The sequence below is a fragment of the Rahnella sp. EDr1-12 genome (assembly GCF_049206505.1).
In the GTDB taxonomy this organism is placed as follows: Bacteria; Pseudomonadota; Gammaproteobacteria; order Enterobacterales; family Enterobacteriaceae; genus Rahnella; species Rahnella rivi.
In genome coordinates, this window is the sequence record NZ_JBLZNY010000002.1 from 285,948 (window position 1) to 306,512 (window position 20,565).

General features: G+C 51.4%; 17 protein-coding genes. 8 read left to right on the forward strand and 9 right to left on the reverse strand.

Translation table 11 applies throughout. The features are described from left to right. Window positions 1–112: 112 nt before the first annotated feature. Window positions 113–769: a DUF2057 family protein gene (locus tag ACO0U8_RS10840; protein WP_421670773.1), complete on the forward strand. Its 657-nt coding sequence runs from the start codon at window positions 113–115 to the stop codon at window positions 767–769. 121 nt (window positions 770–890) lie between these two features. Further along, window positions 891–1,352, forward strand: coding sequence for a methylglyoxal synthase (gene mgsA, locus ACO0U8_RS10845; RefSeq protein ID WP_421670774.1), 462 nt, complete (start codon window positions 891–893; stop codon window positions 1,350–1,352). Window positions 1,353–1,391: 39 nt separating this feature from the next. On the opposite strand, the gene helD is transcribed toward mgsA, so the two are convergent. After that, the gene (gene helD / locus ACO0U8_RS10850; RefSeq protein WP_421670775.1) at window positions 1,392–3,446 is read right to left on the reverse strand and encodes a DNA helicase IV; all 2,055 of its coding nucleotides are present in this window, start codon (window positions 3,444–3,446) and stop codon (window positions 1,392–1,394) included. Between the two features lie 206 nt (window positions 3,447–3,652). Here helD and ACO0U8_RS10855 point away from each other — a divergent pair, with 206 nt between their 5' ends. Both ACO0U8_RS10855 and yccS read left to right on the forward strand, forming a co-directional pair. Next, window positions 3,653–4,114 (forward strand): YccF domain-containing protein, encoded by a 462-nt coding sequence (locus tag ACO0U8_RS10855; protein ID WP_056769344.1) that lies wholly within the window; start codon window positions 3,653–3,655, stop codon window positions 4,112–4,114. Window positions 4,115–4,169: 55 nt separating this feature from the next. Then, the gene (yccS, locus tag ACO0U8_RS10860; RefSeq protein WP_421670776.1) at window positions 4,170–6,311 is read left to right on the forward strand and encodes a YccS family putative transporter; all 2,142 of its coding nucleotides are present in this window, start codon (window positions 4,170–4,172) and stop codon (window positions 6,309–6,311) included. A gap of 34 nt (window positions 6,312–6,345) precedes the next feature. Here the strand turns inward: yccS and ACO0U8_RS10865 are convergent, their stop codons facing one another. Next, a complete protein-coding gene (locus tag ACO0U8_RS10865) occupies window positions 6,346–7,089 on the reverse strand; it encodes a TfoX/Sxy family DNA transformation protein (RefSeq protein WP_414070791.1) in 744 nt (247 codons plus the stop codon). Window positions 7,090–7,201: 112 nt separating this feature from the next. Here ACO0U8_RS10865 and sulA point away from each other — a divergent pair, with 112 nt between their 5' ends. Continuing rightward, the gene (gene sulA / locus ACO0U8_RS10870) at window positions 7,202–7,708 is read left to right on the forward strand and encodes an SOS-induced cell division inhibitor SulA (RefSeq protein ID WP_056769338.1); all 507 of its coding nucleotides are present in this window, start codon (window positions 7,202–7,204) and stop codon (window positions 7,706–7,708) included. Between the two features lie 356 nt (window positions 7,709–8,064). Further along, entirely contained in the window at window positions 8,065–9,141 is a 1,077-nt protein-coding gene (gene ompA / locus ACO0U8_RS10875; protein ID WP_056769336.1) for a porin OmpA, read from the forward strand. Window positions 9,142–9,272: 131 nt separating this feature from the next. On the opposite strand, the gene matP is transcribed toward ompA, so the two are convergent. Further along, on the reverse strand, window positions 9,273–9,731 hold the full coding sequence (matP, locus tag ACO0U8_RS10880) for a macrodomain Ter protein MatP (RefSeq protein ID WP_056769334.1): 459 nt from the start codon (window positions 9,729–9,731) through the stop codon (window positions 9,273–9,275). 209 nt (window positions 9,732–9,940) lie between these two features. On the opposite strand from matP, the gene ACO0U8_RS10885 reads away from it, so the two are divergent. Further along, window positions 9,941–11,707: an AAA family ATPase gene (locus ACO0U8_RS10885; RefSeq protein WP_421670777.1), complete on the forward strand. Its 1,767-nt coding sequence runs from the start codon at window positions 9,941–9,943 to the stop codon at window positions 11,705–11,707. A 68-nt stretch (window positions 11,708–11,775) separates the two neighbouring features. Continuing rightward, complete coding sequence (gene fabA / locus ACO0U8_RS10890) at window positions 11,776–12,294, forward strand: bifunctional 3-hydroxydecanoyl-ACP dehydratase/trans-2-decenoyl-ACP isomerase (protein ID WP_056769330.1); 519 nt, start codon at window positions 11,776–11,778, stop codon at window positions 12,292–12,294. Between the two features lie 187 nt (window positions 12,295–12,481). Here fabA and rmf read toward each other — a convergent pair whose 3' ends face one another. The 6 genes from rmf to rlmKL all read right to left on the reverse strand — a co-directional run bounded on the left by rmf (window position 12,482) and on the right by rlmKL (window position 20,508). Further along, window positions 12,482–12,649 carry a ribosome modulation factor gene (gene rmf / locus ACO0U8_RS10895; RefSeq protein ID WP_072158021.1) on the reverse strand — a complete coding sequence of 56 codons (168 nt, stop codon included), beginning with the start codon at window positions 12,647–12,649 and terminating at the stop codon, window positions 12,482–12,484. A 273-nt stretch (window positions 12,650–12,922) separates the two neighbouring features. Then, window positions 12,923–13,492, reverse strand: a complete 570-nt coding sequence (gene pqiC / locus ACO0U8_RS10900) for a membrane integrity-associated transporter subunit PqiC (RefSeq protein ID WP_056769326.1) — start codon at window positions 13,490–13,492, stop codon at window positions 12,923–12,925. Then, window positions 13,492–15,144, reverse strand: coding sequence for an intermembrane transport protein PqiB (pqiB, locus tag ACO0U8_RS10905; protein WP_082465669.1), 1,653 nt, complete (start codon window positions 15,142–15,144; stop codon window positions 13,492–13,494). Before pqiB ends, pqiC begins: the two co-directional genes overlap by 1 nt. Continuing rightward, window positions 15,131–16,396 (reverse strand): membrane integrity-associated transporter subunit PqiA, encoded by a 1,266-nt coding sequence (gene pqiA / locus ACO0U8_RS10910; RefSeq protein WP_421670778.1) that lies wholly within the window; start codon window positions 16,394–16,396, stop codon window positions 15,131–15,133. Before pqiA ends, pqiB begins: the two co-directional genes overlap by 14 nt. An 81-nt stretch (window positions 16,397–16,477) precedes the next feature. Then, the gene (locus ACO0U8_RS10915; RefSeq protein WP_421670779.1) at window positions 16,478–18,382 is read right to left on the reverse strand and encodes an ABC transporter ATP-binding protein; all 1,905 of its coding nucleotides are present in this window, start codon (window positions 18,380–18,382) and stop codon (window positions 16,478–16,480) included. A gap of 5 nt (window positions 18,383–18,387) precedes the next feature. Then, on the reverse strand, window positions 18,388–20,508 hold the full coding sequence (rlmKL, locus tag ACO0U8_RS10920) for a bifunctional 23S rRNA (guanine(2069)-N(7))-methyltransferase RlmK/23S rRNA (guanine(2445)-N(2))-methyltransferase RlmL (protein ID WP_122094804.1): 2,121 nt from the start codon (window positions 20,506–20,508) through the stop codon (window positions 18,388–18,390). Window positions 20,509–20,565: the final 57 nt, after the last annotated feature.

Genomic DNA, 20,565 nt, shown 5'->3' on the forward strand with positions numbered 1-20,565 from the left:
GAAGACCGTCGTGGCGCGCCGTGTGAATTTAAAACATTTTGTAAAACTTTGACACACAATCACCGTTACTGAATAATAGAGGATGAACAACGTTGTGTTTGAGGAGAGAAGAATGAAAGTCTGTCATGCGCTGGTCGCATTAGCGAGTCTCAGCCTGATGGCGTCAGCTTCGGCGACCTCACTCAAACTTTCCCCAGACGTTGACGTGCTGGTGATCGACGGCAAACTGATGTCAGGCGCCATTCTCAAGGGGGCGGAAAGCCTCGAACTCGACGGCGGACAGCATCAGATCCTGTTTCAGGTCAGTAAAAACATTCATACTGCCAGCCCGCAGCCACCTCAGTTTTATCACTCTCCGGCCTTTATTGTGACCTTCAGCGCACATGATAACCGCTCAGTCTCCTTTGTTCTGCCATCGCTCAGTAATGAAAAAGAGATGGCGCAGTTTAGCCACGCGATGAACTACCAGCTGGTGAATGAACAAGGACGTCAGATTAAAACCCAGCGTGATGTGCTGAATATGTTTAATGCAGAACGCCTGGCTGACGCTGAAAAATTGATGATGACCTATAACCTTTCCGGCGCACGCGCGGCGGTGCCTGCTTTTGCCAAAAATAATTCAGACAGAAAAACGGCAATGACGCACGAACGCCCTTCACAAATCGAAATGACCTATCTTCATCCGCTCTGGACCCGTCTCGCCGCCAATGCGGGTATCGAACAGTTTCTGCTCTGGTTCAGACAACCAGAAAAACAGGAACGGGCGTAGTAACGTCATCTGTATCACGCATTTTCTTCCTTAACGCCAAATTCTTGCCCCCGCGCTATGCAGTAAAACCCAGTTTCAGTATTCTGTGAGCCACTTTTACTTTCGCGTTGAAGGGAATTAGATGGAATTCACAACCCGCACGATCGCCAGCCAAAAGCATATTGCGCTGGTCGCCCATGACCACTGCAAAAATACGCTGATGAAATGGGTGGATAAAAACGTCGCTGAGCTTTCAAAGCACATTCTTTATGCCACTGGTACCACCGGAAATCTGGTTCAGCGTAACACCGGAATTAACGTCAAAAGTATGCTGAGTGGTCCGATGGGTGGCGATCAGCAGGTCGGCGCGCTGATCGCGGAAGGCAAAATTGATATGCTGATTTTCCTGTGGGATCCGCTCAATGCCGTTCCGCATGACCCGGATGTGAAGGCGCTGCTGCGTCTGGCGACGGTATGGAATATTCCTGTGGCGACGAACATTTCTACCGCTGATTTTCTGATTCAGTCGCCGATGTTTCAGTCGGAAATTGAAATCACCATTCCTGACTATCAGCGCTATTTGTGGGCACGCCTGAAAGAATGAAGGTTAAAAGGCCCGGAGCCAGTACGCCGGGCCTTTTGTTCAGGGCTTTCTCTGCACCGGCACGCCGATGTCTTCAAGCTGCTCAACAAACACCGAAGGACGCGCTTTATCCTGCAGCAACCAGACCTGATGTTTCGCGCGGGTCATCGCCACATACAGCAGACGCCGCTCTTCCGCGTCCATGAAGTTCTCAGGTTCGGGCAGTAAAACCTGCTCCAGCACCGATTCGCGGGCCGGTGCAGGGAATCCATCATTGCCCTCATGCAACCCGACGATAATCACATAATCTGCCTGCTGACCTTTGCTGGCGTGGATAGTCATAAACTCAAGATTGAGTTTCGGCCAGCGCGTGGCGGCTTTCTCCAGTATTTGCGGACGCAGATGGTGATAACGCGCCAGCACCATAATCTGCTCCTGCGCCGTGACGTACCCGCTGAGTTTATCCAGTAATTTTTCCAGCTGATCCTCAGGAAGAATAACGACATTTTTCTTGTTCCCCTTCGTCAGGCTGTTTAACGGTTTTTTCAGCTGATAAGGGTTTTGCTGGACAAATTTATTCGCGATTTCACCAATACGATCATTGAAACGGTAGGTGGTATCGAGCGCACATTGCGCGCCTTCACCGAAGTTTTCAGCAAATGCGGTAGTCAGCGAAAGCTCAGCACCACTGAACCGGTAAATGGCCTGCCAGTCATCGCCAACGGCAAACAGGCTGGTGTGCTTGTTGAGTTTACGCAGGGCAGAAAGAAGCAGCGCACGCTGTGGCGAAATGTCCTGAAACTCATCCACCAGAATGTGTTTCCACGGGCTGACAAACCGCCCTTTCTCCAGAATATTGACGGCCTGATGAATCAGCCCTGAGAAATCCACTGCGCCCTCTTCTTTAAGCGCTGTTTTCCAGGCTTTCAGAAACGGTGCCATCAGGCGAATACGCTTCTGGAAAAGTTCTTTTACCTCTTCAGGGGCCGCGTCGATCATCTCTGCCTGGCTGCCGCCATGCATACGCATCAGGCCGAGCCAGCGTTCAAGACGGCTGCACAGTCGCTCGGCCAGCGCTTTGTTCTTCCAGTAATCCCCCTCCGGAACAGTCCATTCAAGCTCATCGGTCATCCACTGCCGCCAGCCGCTGGCCTGGACTTTTTTCTCTGCACATTGCTGCTGCCAGGTTTTGATCAGTAAACTGCGGCGCGCTTTGGCATCCGTCTCCAGTTTGCTGATTTTCGGCGCTTTTTTGCTGCCTTCCGAAATAATCTGTAATGCCAGCGCATGGAAAGTCTTGGCTTTGATGCCCTCGGTATGCAGACGCTCTTTTATACGGGTGTTCATTTCATCGGCGGCCTGACGTCCGAACGCCAGAAGCAGGATTTGCTCCGGCTGCGCTTCCTGACGCCTTAACAGCCAGCCAGCGCGCGCCACCAGTACCGAGGTTTTGCCGCTGCCCGCACCTGCCAGCACCAGTACAGCATCTTCCCCGTTGACCACCGCCCGGCACTGACTGTCATTGAGCGGAGACACTTCGACGGTATCGAAGAAGTCACGATTATCGGCAATCACCCGATCAGTCCACGCCAGATTTCGTCTGTCGACGCTGCGTTTCCCCTGCTCAAGCCAGCGCAGACAGGTTTGATAATCGTCACGGCAGTTCTCAAATTCATTCAGGCGCTCAACCGGAACCGGTATCGCGGCAAAAGCGTCGGCGATGTCTTTCTGCACATCAGCCAGATCGACACGCTTGAACCATTTGTCCTGCTCTTCAATGCGCTCGATTTTTTCCACCTGCCCGTGCAACACGCCGGCACTGACGTCGCTCATTTCATCGCTCCAGCTCTGCCAGGCTTTAAGCAAATGCTGATAAAAACGCTGAGTTTCCTGCCACTCCGTGCCATGCAGACGCACGACTTTCTCTTCAGGAAGCTCGAATTCAAGCTCACCCCAGACAATGCCGCGTTTGCAGCGGATCTGGATCAGCTGATTGAAAGGGATCAGGTAGTGATGTTTGTCGCCGCTGACTTCAACGCCCGCGTTAAGCATGCGCACCCGATTGTAAGGGTGCTGAGCCAGATGTTTCCCGAAAGAGGTCGATTTCAATTCCATATCATCACACCGTGTCTTTTCTTGATTCCTGACGGAAAAATAGTATGCGTTATTTTACATGTTCGGATTCGAAAGAGTATTTAGGAGTTCACCTTTGATAACCAGAGGCGATCCGGCCCACGAAACAAGGTAGAATAAAGCAGGTGTTTCCATTTAGTGAACATGAAATCTTTTAACATTTTTAATAACTTCGGGAAGATCCCAACATGCGCACAGTGCTCAATATTCTTAACTTTGTTTTAGGTGGCTTTTTCACCACTCTCGCCTGGCTGTTTGCCACGCTGGTCAGTATTGTGCTGATTTTCACCCTGCCTCTGACCCGTTCATGCTGGGAAATCACCCGTCTGTCGTTGCTGCCGTTCGGTAATGAAGCAGTACATGTCGATGATTTATATCCTGAGAGACGTAACGCGCTGCTTGCCGGTGGCGGTACTCTGCTGAATATCTTCTGGCTAATTTTCTTCGGCTGGTGGTTATGTATTTCCCACATTGTGGCGGGGATTGCTCAATGTATCAGTATTATTGGTATTCCAGTGGGCATCGCGAATTTTAAAATCGCCGCTATCGCACTTTGGCCGGTGGGCCGTCGGGTAGTTTCCGTTGAGCTGGCAAAACAAATGCGTGAATCCAATGCTGCGCGCCAACTTAATGACCGTCGCAATCGCTGAGCAACCTCGTTCGGCCAATTTTTTAATCACTGATTATGTTTAACGTGGGGTTTTCGTGCTCTCTATTGCACCAGGGTTAAGGCGTTATGCCTATAACAGCAATGTTCTTTATCACATCAGGATTTTCATTGCGCTGACCGGTGCTGCTGCGGTGCCGTGGTGGCTCGGCCAGACAACGCTGACTATTCCGCTGACGCTGGGTGTGGTGGCCGCGGCGCTGGCCGACCTTGATGACCGGCTGGCAGGGCGTCTGCGTAATTTGCTGATCACCCTGGTGTGCTTTTTCATTGCCTCGGCATCAATAGAGTTGCTGTTTCCCCATCCGTGGCTGTTTGCGCCAGGACTTATGCTCTCGACGTGCGGATTCATTCTGCTTGGCGCACTCGGACAACGTTATGCCACTATCGCGTTCGGCGCGTTGCTGATCGCGATTTATACCATGCTCGGCACCAGCATGTATCACATCTGGTATCAGCAACCCTTGCTGCTGCTGGCGGGGGCAATCTGGTACAACGTGCTGACACTTGCCGGGCATTTAATTTTCCCCATCCGCCCGCTTCAGGACCAGATCTCCCGCTGTTTCACCCAACTGGCCGCCTATCTGGAAGCCAAGGCAACGTTGTTTGACCCCGATCAGGAAGATAACAATCAGCAACTGGTGGAACTGGCAATGGCCAACGGTCAGCTGGTTGCGACGCTCAATCAGACCAAGAATACGCTGCAGACCCGGCTTAAAGGCGACCGGGGTCAGAAAGGAACGCGACGCACCCTGCACTACTACTTTGTCGTACAGGATATTCACGAACGGGCCAGTTCCTCTCACGTGAAATACCTGAAACTCAGTGAACAGTTCCATCACAGCGACATTTTATTCCGCTTCCAGCGCCTGATGAGTATGCAGGCGCGTGCCTGTTTACAGCTTTCTCAGTGCATTCTTTATCGGCAACCCTATACGCATAACAGCCAGTTTGAACGCGCCTTTGCACGGCTTGAAGAGGCACTTAAGCGTCTGGAAACTCAGGGGGAACACCGGGAGATGTTGCAGGCGTTGCGCCACCTTTTGCGCAATCTGCATGCGATCGATGCGCAGCTGGCGAATATTGAATCCGAGCAATCGTTGCCGGAAAATCAGGCCGGGAAAAGCCCGTTTGTTGAAGACCGCCTCACCGGCCTGGATGATATCTGGCTGCGGATCTCACGTCACTTCACGCCGCAATCGGTATTATTCCGCCACGCAATCCGCATGTCCGTCGTGCTATTTGTCGGATATGTATTTATCCAGGTCAGCGGGCTGAATCACGGTTACTGGATTTTGCTGACCAGTCTGTTCGTATGCCAGCCTAACTACAGCGCAACGCGCCGGCGGTTAGCGCTGAGGATTATCGGGACCCTGGCCGGTATCGCGCTGGGCATACCCATTCTGTATTTCGTTCCCTCAGTGGATGGTCAGATGATCCTGATCGTAATCAGCGGGTTGCTGTTCTTCGCGTTTCGCACCGTGCAATACGCCCAGGCCACCATGTTTATCACCTTGCTGGTCTTGCTGTGCTTCAATTTGCTGGGCGAAGGGTTCGAAGTGGCAATCCCGAGGATTATTGATACGCTCATTGGCTGCGCCATTGCCTGGGCCGCCGTGACATTTATCTGGCCTGACTGGAAATTCCGCCAGATTGACCGGGTAGTCAGTAAAACCTTTCAGGCCAACTGCCGTTATCTTGATGCCATTCTGGTGCAATATCATCAGGGCAAGGACAACAGTCTTGATTATCGCCTTGCGCGACGTGATGCGCATAACTGCGATGCTGAACTGGCGTCCGTTGTCTCCAATATGAGCTCGGAGAAAAACAATGAGACGGCGACGCTTGAGGCAGCCTTTCGCCTGCTGTGCCTCAATCACACTATGCTCAGTTATATTTCAGCGTTGGGTGCCCACCGCGAAAAACTCCAGGATGCCGAAACGTTGCGCTTACTGGATGATGCTGCATGCTGCGTGGATGGCGCCCTGAATCATATGACAACCGAGACAGCCCGGGTACAGCGCGCACTTGATCACCTGACCTCGCGGATTCAGATGCGTACGACAGAATCAGACAGTAAAGAGCAACTTGTACTGCAGCAAATCGGATTGCTGGTGGCTCATTTACCTGAGCTCACCAGCCTGAATAACAAGATTTCGCCGGAACAGCATCACTCCTGATACCGTTAACCTCCGGGCATTCACTCCAGTCCCATTAATGTGGATCCTGGAGTGGGTGTTCCGATTGCTCTTGCTGATGCCTGTACCATTGAATTAACGACTCACGGGATGACATCGGCAGAGCAGCCTCATGAAATCCAAGAATTGCCCCTTCCAGCGCCATTAATATGTTAATACCCAAATCTTTTTTCACGGTACAGAGCTTTTTGTACGTCAGACATGATCCCAGCGATTTAAGATCGCCCGAATTTTCAATACCCACCTCCCAGAGTAATTTTTCCAGCGCCAGCGTCAAATTGGGGAGATCTTTTAACCGCCCTGCCTCGTTTTTTTTACGTTTATTGATATCATGCTGCATCCCTGTGAGAGAAAGCATGGCCATCTGGCGCAGTTTTCTGGGTTTCTCCCACTGAGCTTTGCTCACTTTGAAATAACGAAGAAAAACGGGCATTCCGCGTTTACGATAAATCAGCCTTTCCATTCCTAGCTCGCAAAAATATTGCTCAGTTTCATCACTGGCGCGCAGGTACAACTCGCCGTCGGACACAAGAGCAAACATCACGCGGTCAGCCGATAAACTGTACCCGCCGAACTGCGAGCGTGCACGTATGTTGCCCAATGAGGCAAAGAGTTCCGTACATTGAAGAATCCGTTTTTTTGACTGGCTTATCATTGCGTTATCCTTTTCATAATCATTCCATAGAACCATTTCTGGGTTAGCTAAACAGCTAAAATCAAAATACGCAATGTGGAGCACTGCGCCAAATACAAAATGCATTTGCAGTCAGTTACCTTCAAAATTTGCGAGATATCTTGGAAAAATTGGGTTGATCTTTGTGCACCGCCAGAGTACTGTACATTCATACAGTAACTTACTGGGGTACATCACTATGCGAACTCAACACCATGCAAATCATCATTTTAGTCAGCTTGCTTTGCCGGTAGATCATCAACAGGTAAATACGTCTGCGTCTCTGAATAATGGTCTGATCACTGAGTTCGTCTATAGTGCGAGCCAACCGGCGTTTGCCCAACTGTTACTGCCTCTGCTTCAACATCTCGGCACGCAATCCCGCTGGTTGTTATGGCTCACGCCGCAGCAAAAATTGAGCCGTATCTGGTTATCAGAATCGGGTTTGCCTGTAGATAAGATGGTGCAGGTAAATCAGATCACCGCGATGTCGACGGTGGACGCGATGGAGAAGGCATTACAGACCGGAAATTACAGTGTGGTATTAGGTTGGCTACCTGAATTGAACGATCTTGAGAGGGAAAGACTGCAAATTGCAGCCCGTCAGGGGGAGGCTTACGGGTTCGTGATGAAGCCGACAAATGAGCAGAGTTCAGCCAATGGACATCACTCAACCGTAAAAATTCACTCATTTGTATATCATTAGTTCAAATTAGGAATGTTCCGATGAAAATAATGCGGAACTTAGTGATTTGTGCTGGAACTGGCCCCAAAGCCAGTAAAAATGGGCATTCCTGACGCAGATATCCTCCAAGTTTTGTCAACAAAAGGTCAAACACGTTAAGAAATGTGTACATTTTTCCCTTTTTTTCCACAGCGTTAACACTTCAAGCTTGTAAGTTTCGCGCCACGTTGTAGACTTTACAACGCCAAGGTTGCTCTATAATGCCAACGTAAAGTGGCAAGTTCTTAATTGACGCAATAACCTTGGCGCAAGGATTTTAACCAAGGGCTTACAGCTTAAAGCTCAATTGCCTATTTGGATGATAACGAGGCGCAAAAATGAAAAAGACAGCTATCGCATTAGCAGTGGCACTGGCAGGTTTCGCTACCGTAGCGCAAGCCGCCCCTAAAGATAACACCTGGTATACCGGTGGTAAATTGGGCTGGTCCCAATACCATGACACTGGTTTCGCAAATGCTTACGAAGGTATCGGCAACGGCCCTACCCACGAAAGCCAACTGGGTGCAGGTGCGTTCTTGGGTTACCAAGCGAACCAATACCTGGGCTTTGAAATGGGATATGACTGGCTTGGTCGCATGCCTTCTAAAGGCAGCGTAAACAACGGCGCGTTCAAAGCACAAGGCGTTCAGCTGGCTGCTAAATTGAGCTACCCACTGACTGACGATCTGGACCTGTACACCCGTCTGGGTGGTATGGTTTGGCGTGCAGATTCAAAAGGTAACTTCAACAATGGCGCTGCTGGCCGCATCAGCGACCACGACACCGGTGTTTCTCCACTGGCAGCCGTTGGTGTTGAATACGCAGTAACCAAAAACTGGGCTACCCGTCTGGATTACCAGTGGGTTAACAACATCGGTGACGCAGCTACAGTTGGCGCACGTCCTGATAACGGCATGCTGTCTGTGGGTGTTTCTTACCGTTTCGGTCAAGATGAAGCAGCTGCTCCAGTTGTTGCTCCAGCACCAGCTCCAGCTCCAGTTGTAGAGACTAAGAAATTCACTCTGAAATCTGACGTTCTCTTCAACTTCAACAAATCGACCCTGAAACCAGAAGGCCAACAAGCTCTGGATCAACTGTACAGCCAGTTGAGCTCAATCGATCCTAAAGACGGTTCTGTTATCGTTCTGGGTTACACCGACCGTATCGGTTCAGAACAATACAACCAGAAACTGTCTGAGCAACGTGCACAGAGCGTAGTAGATTACCTGGTATCTAAAGGTATCCCTGCTAACAAGATCTCTGCACAAGGCCAAGGTAAATCTAACCCAGTTACTGGTTCTACCTGTGACTCCGTTAAAGGTCGTGCTGCTCTGATCGACTGCCTGGCACCAGACCGTCGTGTAGAAATCGAAGTTAAAGGCTACAAAGATACTGTTACTCAGCCACAGGCTTAATAACACTCTTTAGCTTTTGCTACAGATACTAAAAACCCCGCCTCGGCGGGGTTTTTTTATGTCCTGATTTAAAAATCAGAAGCCAAACCGGAACAGATAACGTTGCTAATCAGAAAGGATATAGCGACAAGTCAGCTATCTTGTTTACCCAGAATTTGCTGTAAATCTTCCTTCAGTGATGACATCTGATTCGCATATTTCTCTTTACGTTCAGCATCTTCAAGCAACTGTATAATCGTATCCGACAACGTTGCCCCGCGACGTTGTGCGAGCCCTGCAAGACGCTGCCAGACCAAAAACTCCAGATCGATAGACTTCTTACGGGTGTGCTGATGTTCAGCATTGAAATGGCGTTTACGACGGGCGCGAATGGTTTGCTTGAGACGATTTTCCAGCGCCGGATTCATATTATTAGCAATCCAGTCCATGACCTTTACCGGTTCATTTTCCAGACTAAGAAGTTGATTCACTGATTCATGCGCAGCGCTGTTTTCTAAATGGCGGGTGATCCGCTCACCTTCCCGGTGTTTTTTCACCAGATACTTCCATTTCCAACCGCTTTCGAGATTTTCCAGTTGCTGATATTTCATCGTGAACTCTTCTGTGACCACGTAACTTTACTAAGCATAACAGTTTTATTTCAATTTTCACTGCAAATAAACCCGCCGCTTTGTTTGTTTTTTGCGCACCCGTTCAGCAATGTGCGTTAACTCGGATTTGGGGGTGACTCTCATTGTATGCAGCCGTGTTTATTCTTGTATAATCGCACTTTCCCTTTTTATAGAAAACAGCTAACACATTGACCAATAACCGACTTGACTGGCAGCTTTTACTGCCCGACTCCGCGCCTTATGAGGCAATCTTTGCAACGGCTGCCCAGTTAGCCCCTGTCGATTTCGCTGGAACTCAGCCTCGGCTGGAAAATGGTTTAACGCTGTTTTGTCATCCCCGCTCGCGCCCCCGCTTTATGGTCCTTAAAGCACAGGAAAACCGTGAGTATCTGTCACGTATTTCGAATGTGGTCAGCGAACTGCTCCCTGAGCCGCAAGAAATTGCCGGTAACCGCTATCACATCGAAGGCAATAAAGTGACGCTGCTGGCGGCAAAATCGGCAGAAGATGCCTTTGCAGCCAAATATACATGTCAGTACCGTGAGTGGGTTGAGCCGGAACAGCTGTTTGGCTGCGTGCGGATCTATAAAGACCAAATTCAGCTTGAACCAGGATTGGTCCATCATCTGAACGGTGGCGTTCTGATTCTGTCGATTCGCAGCCTGCTCGCGCAGCCTCTGATGTGGTTACGTCTCAAGCAGATGATTACCGAAGGGCAATATCACTGGGTTTCTCCCGATGAAACACGCCCGTTGCCGGCAACCATTCCGCCAATGCCGTTGGATATCCGCCTGATTCTGGTGGGTGACCGCCTGTCTCTTGGCGATCTCAGCGACATGGAACCTGAGCTGATGGATTCCTCCATCTACGGTGAATTTGAAGCCGACCTGCCGTTGACTGAAACCAGCGATATGGAAACCTGGTGTGGTTACGTCAATACGCTGGCAGATGAGCTGGATGTCCCGCGTCTTGCCGCCGATGCATGGCCAGAGTTCCTGAAGATAGCGATTCGCCAGAGCACCGATCAAGGTAGCCTGATTCTGGATCCGGTCTGGCTGAACACGCAGCTTAGCGAAGCGGCCCTCTACAATGAAGATGAATGGCTGAGTGCGAAAGCATTTGAAGCTGCGACCAGTTCCCGCGCATGGCGTGAGAGTTATTTACAAGAACGCATGCAGGATGAAATCGAACTTGGGCAAATTCTCATCGAAACCGATGGCGAAGTTGTCGGGCAGATCAATGGGCTGTCTGTTCTTGAATATCCGGGCCACCCGCGAGCACTGGGTGAACCTTCACGTATTAGTTGTGTCGTACACACCGGCGACGGTGAGTTTACTGACGTCGAGCGCAAAGCAGAACTGGGCGGCAATCTTCATGCAAAAGGCATGATGATCATGCAGGCCTTTCTGATTTCTGAACTGGAGCTCGACCAGCCTCTGCCCTTCTCCGCGTCTATTGTGTTTGAGCAATCTTACGGAGAAGTAGACGGCGACAGCGCCTCCCTGGCTGAACTTTGTGCACTGGTCAGTGCGCTTTCAATGCAGCCGATCAACCAGCAAATTGCTGTGACCGGTTCTGTTGATCAGTTTGGGAACGTGCAACCTATTGGTGGCGTAAATGAAAAAATCGAAGGTTTCTTCGAAGTTTGTCAGCGCCGTGGTCTGACCGGGAAACAAGGGGTCATTCTGCCCACCAGCAACGTGCGTAATTTGTGCCTGCATCCGCAGGTTATAGACGCCGTTCGCGAAGGCCAGTTTCATTTATGGGCAGTTGATAACGCAGCCGAAGCGCTGCCTATCCTGACCGGACTGATTTACTCAAACGAAGGCGAAGTTGAAGAAGAACGTCCGAGTTTGTTGGGGTTGATTCAGCAGCGCATTGCGCTGGCAACATCGCAAGGTGGCCCGCGTTATCCCTGGCCTCTTCGTTGGTTGAACTGGTTCAGTCGCAGCTGATCGGAGTTGTTCAGCTTACAGCTGTAAGCTAATCTTCGTCCTTCATTAAAATAAGGCTTACATAGAACATGGTAGATAAACGCGATTCCTATACGAAAGAAGACCTCATAGCTTCCGGCCGCAGTGAACTCTTCGGCGCAGGCGGTCCTCCGTTACCGTCAGGCAACATGCTGATGATGGATCGCATCGTCAAGATGCAAGAAGATGGCGGCACCCATGGCAAAGGCTATGTAGAAGCTGAACTGGATATCAATCCGGACCTGTGGTTCTTCGGTTGTCACTTCATCGGTGACCCGGTGATGCCTGGTTGTCTGGGTCTGGACGCTATGTGGCAGTTAGTGGGCTTCTATCTGGGCTGGCTCGGTGGCGAAGGCAAAGGCCGCGCACTGGGCGTCGGCGAGGTGAAATTCACCGGTCAGGTTCTGCCTACGGCTAAAGTGGTGACTTATCGCCTGAACTTCAAACGCGTGATCAACCGTAAACTGATCATGGGCGTTGCCGATGGTGAAGTGCTGGTTGACGGTGTTGTGATCTATACCGCAACAGATCTGAAAGTAGGTCTGTTCAAGGACGCTGCTGCGTTCTGATTCGGCAAATACTGCAATTAACAGAACGGCGGGTCTTCGGATCCGCCGTTTTTTTATGCCTGATTTATCTCTGATCTCTGATAAGAGATAATTGTGAGTGATATAAAAATCTCGGTAATGACTACCCGCATAAACGAAAACCTCCGCGCGTAGCGGAGGTTGTTCCTTTTTCTGCCAGTGCCGCCGCTTAAGCGGTTACGGCCCTGACCTCCATGGCTTGTCGCCAACCCCCGAGCCAATGTGATCGGGCATCTAATGATTGGTAGGGGCAAATCTCTTTTGAGCGCCCGCCAATACCTGCTTGATATCCACGTGATTGTGCCCGTTCCAGGCGATCGCGTTTTTGTCTCTTCATGCCTTGTATCCCTCATTATTCAGGTCAGGTGGAAAGAAAACAGTGGTGCGCTTCTGCGTCCACCCCTAATAAATAGCGGCTATCAGCAAGGAGGTCAATGCTCAAAATTCACGCCAATGTCATAAATATGAGATATTTTATCGGATTGCGCGCAAATGAATCGCGCCTTAAGAATCACATCTGGCTGATCACAAATAAAAAATCCCGGCATCTGAAAATCAGAAACCGGGATTTTTATTATTTAGCTCAAATTAAATTAAGCTTAAAAAGTTTTTATCTTACCTGAGCCGCTATCTGGCTTGCTTCTTGCTGCCAGCCGGTAGCCAGAGTTCTGACCAGTGCGTCATAACCGTCTTCACCCTGTTTCAGATTCAGCGCAAAATCACGCTGAATTGTCTGGCCGTTACGGTTCAGCGTCCAGCTGCCGCTCACGACCACGATGCCATCGTACCGGCCATGGAAACCGGTGACATTAACGTTCAACACGTCCTGATCGTCAGAGCTGGCGGGCTGACCGGAAACCAGATACCCCGGTAAATCACGGCGCAGATAGGTCACCAGAGACTGCTGTAGCTGCTGATCCAGCGGGCTGGCCCACAGGTTATTTTGAGTCAGCGTGTATTGCACATCATTTGTCTGATACACCAGCCCTGAACCTGCCAGGTAATCAGCGACACTCACGTGCTCTACCCACAGCTTACGCTGCTCGGTCATGCCGGACGACATTACGCTACCGGCGGCCGTTGTACTGCTTAGCAGCGGCAGCTGGTAGTAGGTCTTCTGATTACTGCTGCTACAGGCAGTCAGGAATAATGCTAAGACGACAGGTATCCATTTTTTCATTATTTGGCCTTCTTCGGCTGAGGATCATCTTGCCCAGGGGCTGCGAAAATCAGAGCGTTACTTTTCTGGTTCAGCGTTTTCAGGACTGGCTGTAGCTCGCGCAAGGTCTTGTCCAGACTTTGCATATCGCCTACCAGATTGCCGTACGCCGGAGAACCAGGCTGGAATCCTTTCAGACTGCGGTTCAGCTGGATTAGCGTCTGCTGCATGTCTTTCGGCAGATTCTTCATCTCTTTGCTGCCAACGATCGCATTAAGAGATTCGATCGTTTTCTGCGTTGCCCGCATCGTTTTCTGACTTTCCGCCAGCGTGCTGGTGGCTTCACGCATCATCGGTTCGATAGGCAGATTGTTGATTTTATCCAGTGTGGCAATGAGTTTCTGCTGGATCTGCGCGAACCCACCGCTCACCGTTGGCAGCAGTTTGTGCCCGGCCAGTTCCAGCGGCCCTTTCCACGGTTTCTCATTAGGATAGAAATCAAGATCGATGTACATCGAGCCCGTCAGCAGGTTAGCGGATTTCATCGACGCACGAAGACCATGAGCAATGCCATCACGAATGTGATCTTCAATATTGAAGTTACTGCCGAGCAGTTGAACAAAGCGATCGGGTTCAATGCGGATCAGTACCGGAATACGATAATCGTCGGACATCTGCTGATTCAGCACATTCATCGGATAAGGAACTTCTGCTACTGTCCCCAGACGTATGCCACGGAATTCGACCGGCGCGCCAGGTTGCAGACCACGAACGGAGTCAGAGAAGAACATCACATAATCCATGTGACGGGTATACAGCGATTCCTGAATACTTTTCTGGTCGTCAAACAGCTGATAGTTATCGCCGTTTTTAGCCGCCTGCCCCTGCGTCCAGCCATTAGGAATATCGAAACTCACGCCACCGCTGAACAGCGTGGTCAGAGAGCCCATTTCCACACGCATTCCGGCAGCAGACATATCAAAATTCACGCCGCTGTCTTTCCAGAAGCGGACATTGTCGGATACCAGCGTGTCGTAAGGCGCACGAATGAACAGCTGATATTTGATATTGCGGGCTTTAGGATCGAAGTGGCTGGTTTCCACTGTACCGACCTGGAATCCACGGAACAGCACCGGGTCACCCGGACTTAGCTGACCGGAGCGTTCACTTTCCAGGACGACACGGATCCCTTTGGCATCCGGTGACGCCAGTGGCGGGGAGTCATCGAGTTTATATTCCGTTTTCTCGCCGCCTTTATTTCCCGGCTGAAGCTGGATATACGCCCCGGATAACAGTGTCCCCAAACCAGAAACGCCTTCACGGCCGATTTGCGGTTTCACCACCCAGAAGACGGAGTCATCGTGCAGCATTTTTTCCATGCCGGTGTTAAGACGCGCCTTGATAATCACCTGCTGAAGGTCATCGCTCAGGGTGACTGATTCAACTTTGCCGACGTCCACGTTACGGCTTTTGATGGTGGTTTTCCCGCCCTCAATGCCTTCGGCCGTCGCGGTGATCAGCGTCACTTCCGGTCCCTGGTGGCTGTAATGATAAAACAGGATCCATGCCCCGATCAGCGCAGTAACGATCGGGACAATCCACACCGGTGACCAGCGTTTAATCTTTTCTACTTTGGCAGTTCCGTCATGCTCTGCCATGTTATTTCCTGCCATCTTGTGGCTCCTTTGTAGACTTCATTCCGGCACGATCCCAAATGAGCCTTGGGTCAAACGTCATTGCAGCGAACATAGTGAGGATGACGACACCAGCAAAAAGCAGCGCGCCGATGTCCGGATAAATACTCATGAGCTGCCCCATTCTTACCAGTGCAGAAAGTACCGCAATCACAAACACGTCAATCATCGACCAGCGGCCAACAAATTCAACAAGTTCGTAAATCACATGCAACCTTTCACGGTCAATTTCTTTATTGCTGTTCGCATCCCAGCACAGCCAGGCAATCGCGATCATTTTTAACGTCGGCACCATAATACTGGCGATAAAAATCACCATCGCCACCGGATAAGAACCATCACTCCACAGCAGCACCACACCGGCCATGATCGTCGAAGGCATCGGGGTTCCCAGCACCTGAGTGATCATGATCGGCAACAGATTGGCCGGAAGATAAAGCAGAACCGAGGTGACCAAAAGCGCCATCGTCCATTGCAGGCTGTTTTTACGCCGTGCATGGCCCTGGCTCTTGCAGCGGCCGCACTCTTTTTGATCAACGGGCAAAATCGCCATACAGCAGTGGCATGAGCGCAGCCCCTGTCGCAGGCCACTTTCGCCCACGCGAACAGGGTGTTTAACCGCCGGAGCAGGCTCGATATGCTGCCATAACCAGAAGCGGTCAGTGCACTGGAACGCGCGTAATTGCAGTAAACAGAACAGGACATAGGGGATGAAACTGGTCCCGACGCCAACGTCGCCGTAGGCCATCAGCTTAACGAAACTGACCAGAACACCGGCGAGAAATATCTCCACCATGCACCAGCTTTTCAGCCTGAACAGGGTACGCGCGATACTCACTTTCCAGTGAACGGGGATGTTTATGCCCTGATAGAGAATAATGATAGACACCATGCAGATGGCCGGGAGCAGTTGCACCACGATCATAAACAGTGAGGCCATACTGGCGTAATCTTCTGACACCAGCACCTGCGGGATTTGCACCAGCGTAACTTCGCTGCTCAGTCCGGCAACGTTCATATTCACAAAGGGGAAAAGGTTGGCGAGCAACAGCATAAATAACGCGCTGATTGCGTAACCGACAGGACGTCTGCGAGGCTCATTCCAGCGGGTTGTCAGCGTCGTATGGCAACGTGGACAAACGGCCTTTTGCCCGATATTCAAACCAGGTATTGCCACCAGCATGTCGCATTGGGGGCATAAGATGTGCGGACCATGGGCATCAGAACACACAAGCGACTCCTCAATAGCGGAAAGGCCAAAGATTTCGGCAACCGGTATTCCCTATAGCCGGTTGCCGATAAGCGTGCAGTGTTAGCCGTTTTTCTGCGCTTCCAGCGCTTCCCAACGTTCGAACGCCTGCTCTAACTCCTGCTCTGCAGCAGCGAAAGCCGCAAGCACTTGCTGAGTTTCTTCATGAGGAAGTGTGAAGAAATTCGCATCGCTCATCTGCTGTTGCAGTGCTTCAATTTTTTCTTCCAGTGTGCTGATTTGCAGTGGCAATTGTTCAAGCTCACGTTGTTGATTATAGCTGAGCTTGTTCGCCGTGCGTTTGGCCTGTTCTGCTTTCGGCTGTGAAGGTGCTTTGTTTTCAGCTGCCGCAACCTGACGGATTGGCTTCTGATGACGGCGTTGATGCTGCGCGTCATGGTAACCGCCGACATAGCTGTTGATCACGCCGTTGCCTTCGTAAATCCAGCATTCAGTGGCCGAGTTATCAACAAATTCACGGTCATGGCTCACCAGCATTACGGTGCCCTGATAGGAATCGATCATCTCTTCCAGCAGCTCGAGAGTTTCCACATCCAGGTCATTGGTTGGTTCATCGAGAATCAACAGGTTGCTTGGGCGCAGGAACAATTTTGCTAGCAGCAGACGGTTACGTTCGCCGCCCGAGAGTGCTTTCACCGGGGTCATTGCACGTTTTGGATGGAACAGGAAGTCCTGCAGGTAGCCCAGAACATGGCGTGAACGGCCATTGACCATCACTTCCTGCTTACCTTCTGCGAGGTTATCCATCACGGTACGTTCAGGATCCAGCTCGGCACGGTGCTGATCGAAATACGCCACTTCCAGCTTGGTACCGCAGTGAACACGGCCACTGTCAGCCTTAATCTGGCTTAACATCAGTTTCAGCAGCGTCGTTTTGCCACAGCCGTTCGGACCGATCAGCGCAATTTTATCGCCGCGCATCACCTGAGCAGAGAAGTTGCTGACCAGTTGTTTACCGGCCACGCTGTAGTTAACGTCTTCCATTTCAAAGACGATCTTGCCGGAGCTTGCGGCTTCAACCACCTGCATCTTGGCGGTGCCCATCACTTCACGGCGATCGGAGCGCTCTTTACGCAGGGCTTTCAGGGCGCGTACGCGGCCTTCGTTACGGGTACGTCGGGCTTTGATACCCTGACGGATCCACACTTCTTCCTGCGCCAGTTTTTTATCAAACTCGGCATTTTGCAGCTCTTCAACGCGCAGCGCTTCTTCCTTCGCCAGCAGATAAGCTTCGTAGTTACCCGGGTAGGAAACCAGTTTGCCGCGGTCGAGATCGACAATGCGGGTCGCCATATTGCGGATGAAAGAACGGTCATGGGAAATGAAGATTATGCTGCCCTGGAATTCTTTCAGGAACTCTTCCAGCCACGCGATACTTTCGATATCCAGGTGGTTGGTCGGTTCATCGAGCAACAAAATCTGGGGAGCGCTGACCAGCGCACGTCCCAGCGCGGCTTTACGCAGCCAGCCGCCAGACAGCGCTTTCAGTTCGGTGTCGGCATCCAGACCCAGTTTCAAGAGCACTTCGTTGATACGGCTGTCGAGCTGCCACAGGCCCTGGTGATCGAGGATCTCCATCACCTGCGCCAGTTTGTTCAGGTTCTTTTCGCTCGGATCGGTTTCGACCAGATGCGAAATAGCGTGATACGCCTTCAGATGTTCGGCTTGCTCGAAGACGCCTTCAGAGACGAAGTCAAATACGGTACCGGCAACGTTACGCGGTGGATCCTGTTGCAGACGCGCCACAATCAAATCCTGCTCGTACACGATGCGCCCGTCATCCAGCGGCACTTCACGGTTGAGAATTTTCATCAGCGTCGATTTACCGGCGCCGTTACGTCCAACCAGACACACGCGCTCGTTCGGCTCGATGTGCAATTCGGTGTTATCCAACAGCGGCGAGTCACTGAATGACAGCCAGGCACCTGACATACTAATTAACGACATAAACTTTATTTTTCCTCGCCAGCGTGAGAGAGCAGCCAGCAGTTATGAATTTGACGATTACGGGCGAAATCCTGTGACAGGGTTTGGCTGGTGATTTCTTTCGCGCTCAGACCCAGTTTGCTCAGTCCGTCGAGATCCATCTGGAAGCCGCGCTTGTTGTTGGAGAACATGATGGTACCGTTGCGACGCAGGATACGCTTCAAATCTTTCATTAATGAAAGGTGATCGCGCTGCACGTCGAAACTTTCAGCCATACGTTTGGAGTTTGAGAATGTCGGCGGATCGATAAAGATCACATCGAACTGTTCGTCGCACATGCCGAGATAGGACAGGCAATCCGCCTGAATCAGACGATGCTGACGACCGGTCAGGCCATTAACGCGCAGGTTTTTCTCAGCCCACTCCAGATAGGTTCGGGACATATCTACGGTAGTCGTACTGCGTGCGCCGCCCAGACCTGCATGAACACTGGCCGTTCCGGTATAAGCAAACAGGTTCAGGAAGTCTTTACCGTTGCTCATTTCGCCCAGCATTTTGCGCGCGATGCGGTGATCGAGGAACAGACCTGTGTCGAGATAATCGGTCAGGTTCACCCACAGCTTAGCGTTAAATTCTTCTACCAGCTGGAACTCACCTTTTTGCGCCAGTTTCTCATACTGGTTAGTGCCCTTCTGACGTTCACGGGTTTTCAACACCAGCTGGCTGGAGGAGACATCCAGCACCGCAAGCGTAGCGTTGATCACGTCGAACAGACGCTGACGGGCTTTTTGCGCATCCACGGTTTTTGGTGGCGCATATTCCTGCACCACGACTTTACTGCCATAGCGGTCAACCGCCACGTTGTAATCCGGCAAATCAGCGTCATACAGGCGATAGCATTCTATCCCCTGCTGTTTGGCCCATTTTTCCAGCTTTTTGACGTTTTTACGCAGACGGTTGGCATAGTCTTCTGCCATCTGCACGCCCGCAGCACCGGTTGGGTTTTCCGACAACTGATAGTTTTTCTGCACGCATTCCAGCGGGCCGTTCTTCGCTTTGAACTGGCGATCGGCGCGCAACTGCACACAACTCAGCAGCTCAGGCGATGCGCTGAACAGGGACAACTGCCAGCCGCCAAACTGCATCTTCATGATGCGGCCCAGCTGATTATGCAAGGCAATCAGCGCCGGTTCACTTTCCAGACGCTCGCCGTATGGCGGGTTACTGATGACAGTACCGGTCGGGCCTTCAGGCAACGGATTAACCAGTTTGCCCACTTCAGCTGCTTCGAAGCTGATAATTTCTGACACGCCGGCGCGACGGGCGTTGGAGCGCGCCATCTCGATCACACGGCGGTCGATATCAGAACCGAAGAAACGAGAGGACGTTTCCTGCACGGCGCGGCGGGTACGAACCTGCGCTTCCGTTGTCAGTTCACGCCACAGCTCGGTATCGAATTTGTTCCACCCGGTGAAACCCCAGTGTGGACGGTGCAGACCCGGTGCACGATCGGCGGCGATCATTGCGGCTTCAATCAGCAAGGTGCCTGAACCACACATCGGATCCAGCATCGGTGTGCCCGACTGCCAGCCGGAGCGCATCACGATAGCGGCAGCCAGATTTTCTTTCAGCGGTGCCTGACCGGCAAGGTCACGGTAGCCACGCTGATGCAGGCCTTCGCCGCTCAGATCCAGCGCGACGCTGGCGGTATCACGTTGCAGAAATACGTTAACGCGGATGTCAGGCAACTGCTTCGCCACATTCGGACGTTCATCCATTTTGCGGGTAAAGCTGTCAACGATGGCGTCTTTCACTTTCAGCGCACCGTACTGACTGTTGCGGATTTCGTCGTTCAGGCCGCTGAAATGCACCGCGAAGGTTTTATCAACGCTGAAAATTTCAGGCCAGTCGATGGCCATCACGCCAAGATAAAGATCTAAGTCACTGTGGACTTTAAATTCGTTCAGAGGCAGCAGGATGCGAGAAGCCAGGCGGCTCCACAGCAAGCTTTTATACATCAGGCGATCGTCACCTTCAAAATGCACCCCTCCCTGCACAACTTTGCAGGCTTGCGCGCCCAGCGTTTCCAGTTCGCTTTTTAACAGTTCTTCCAGTCCACGCGCCGTGCTGGCAAACAAAGAGTTCATATCGACATATCACCAAAAATAAAATTGTTGCGCATTATAGCTAATCCCGGGCGCTTG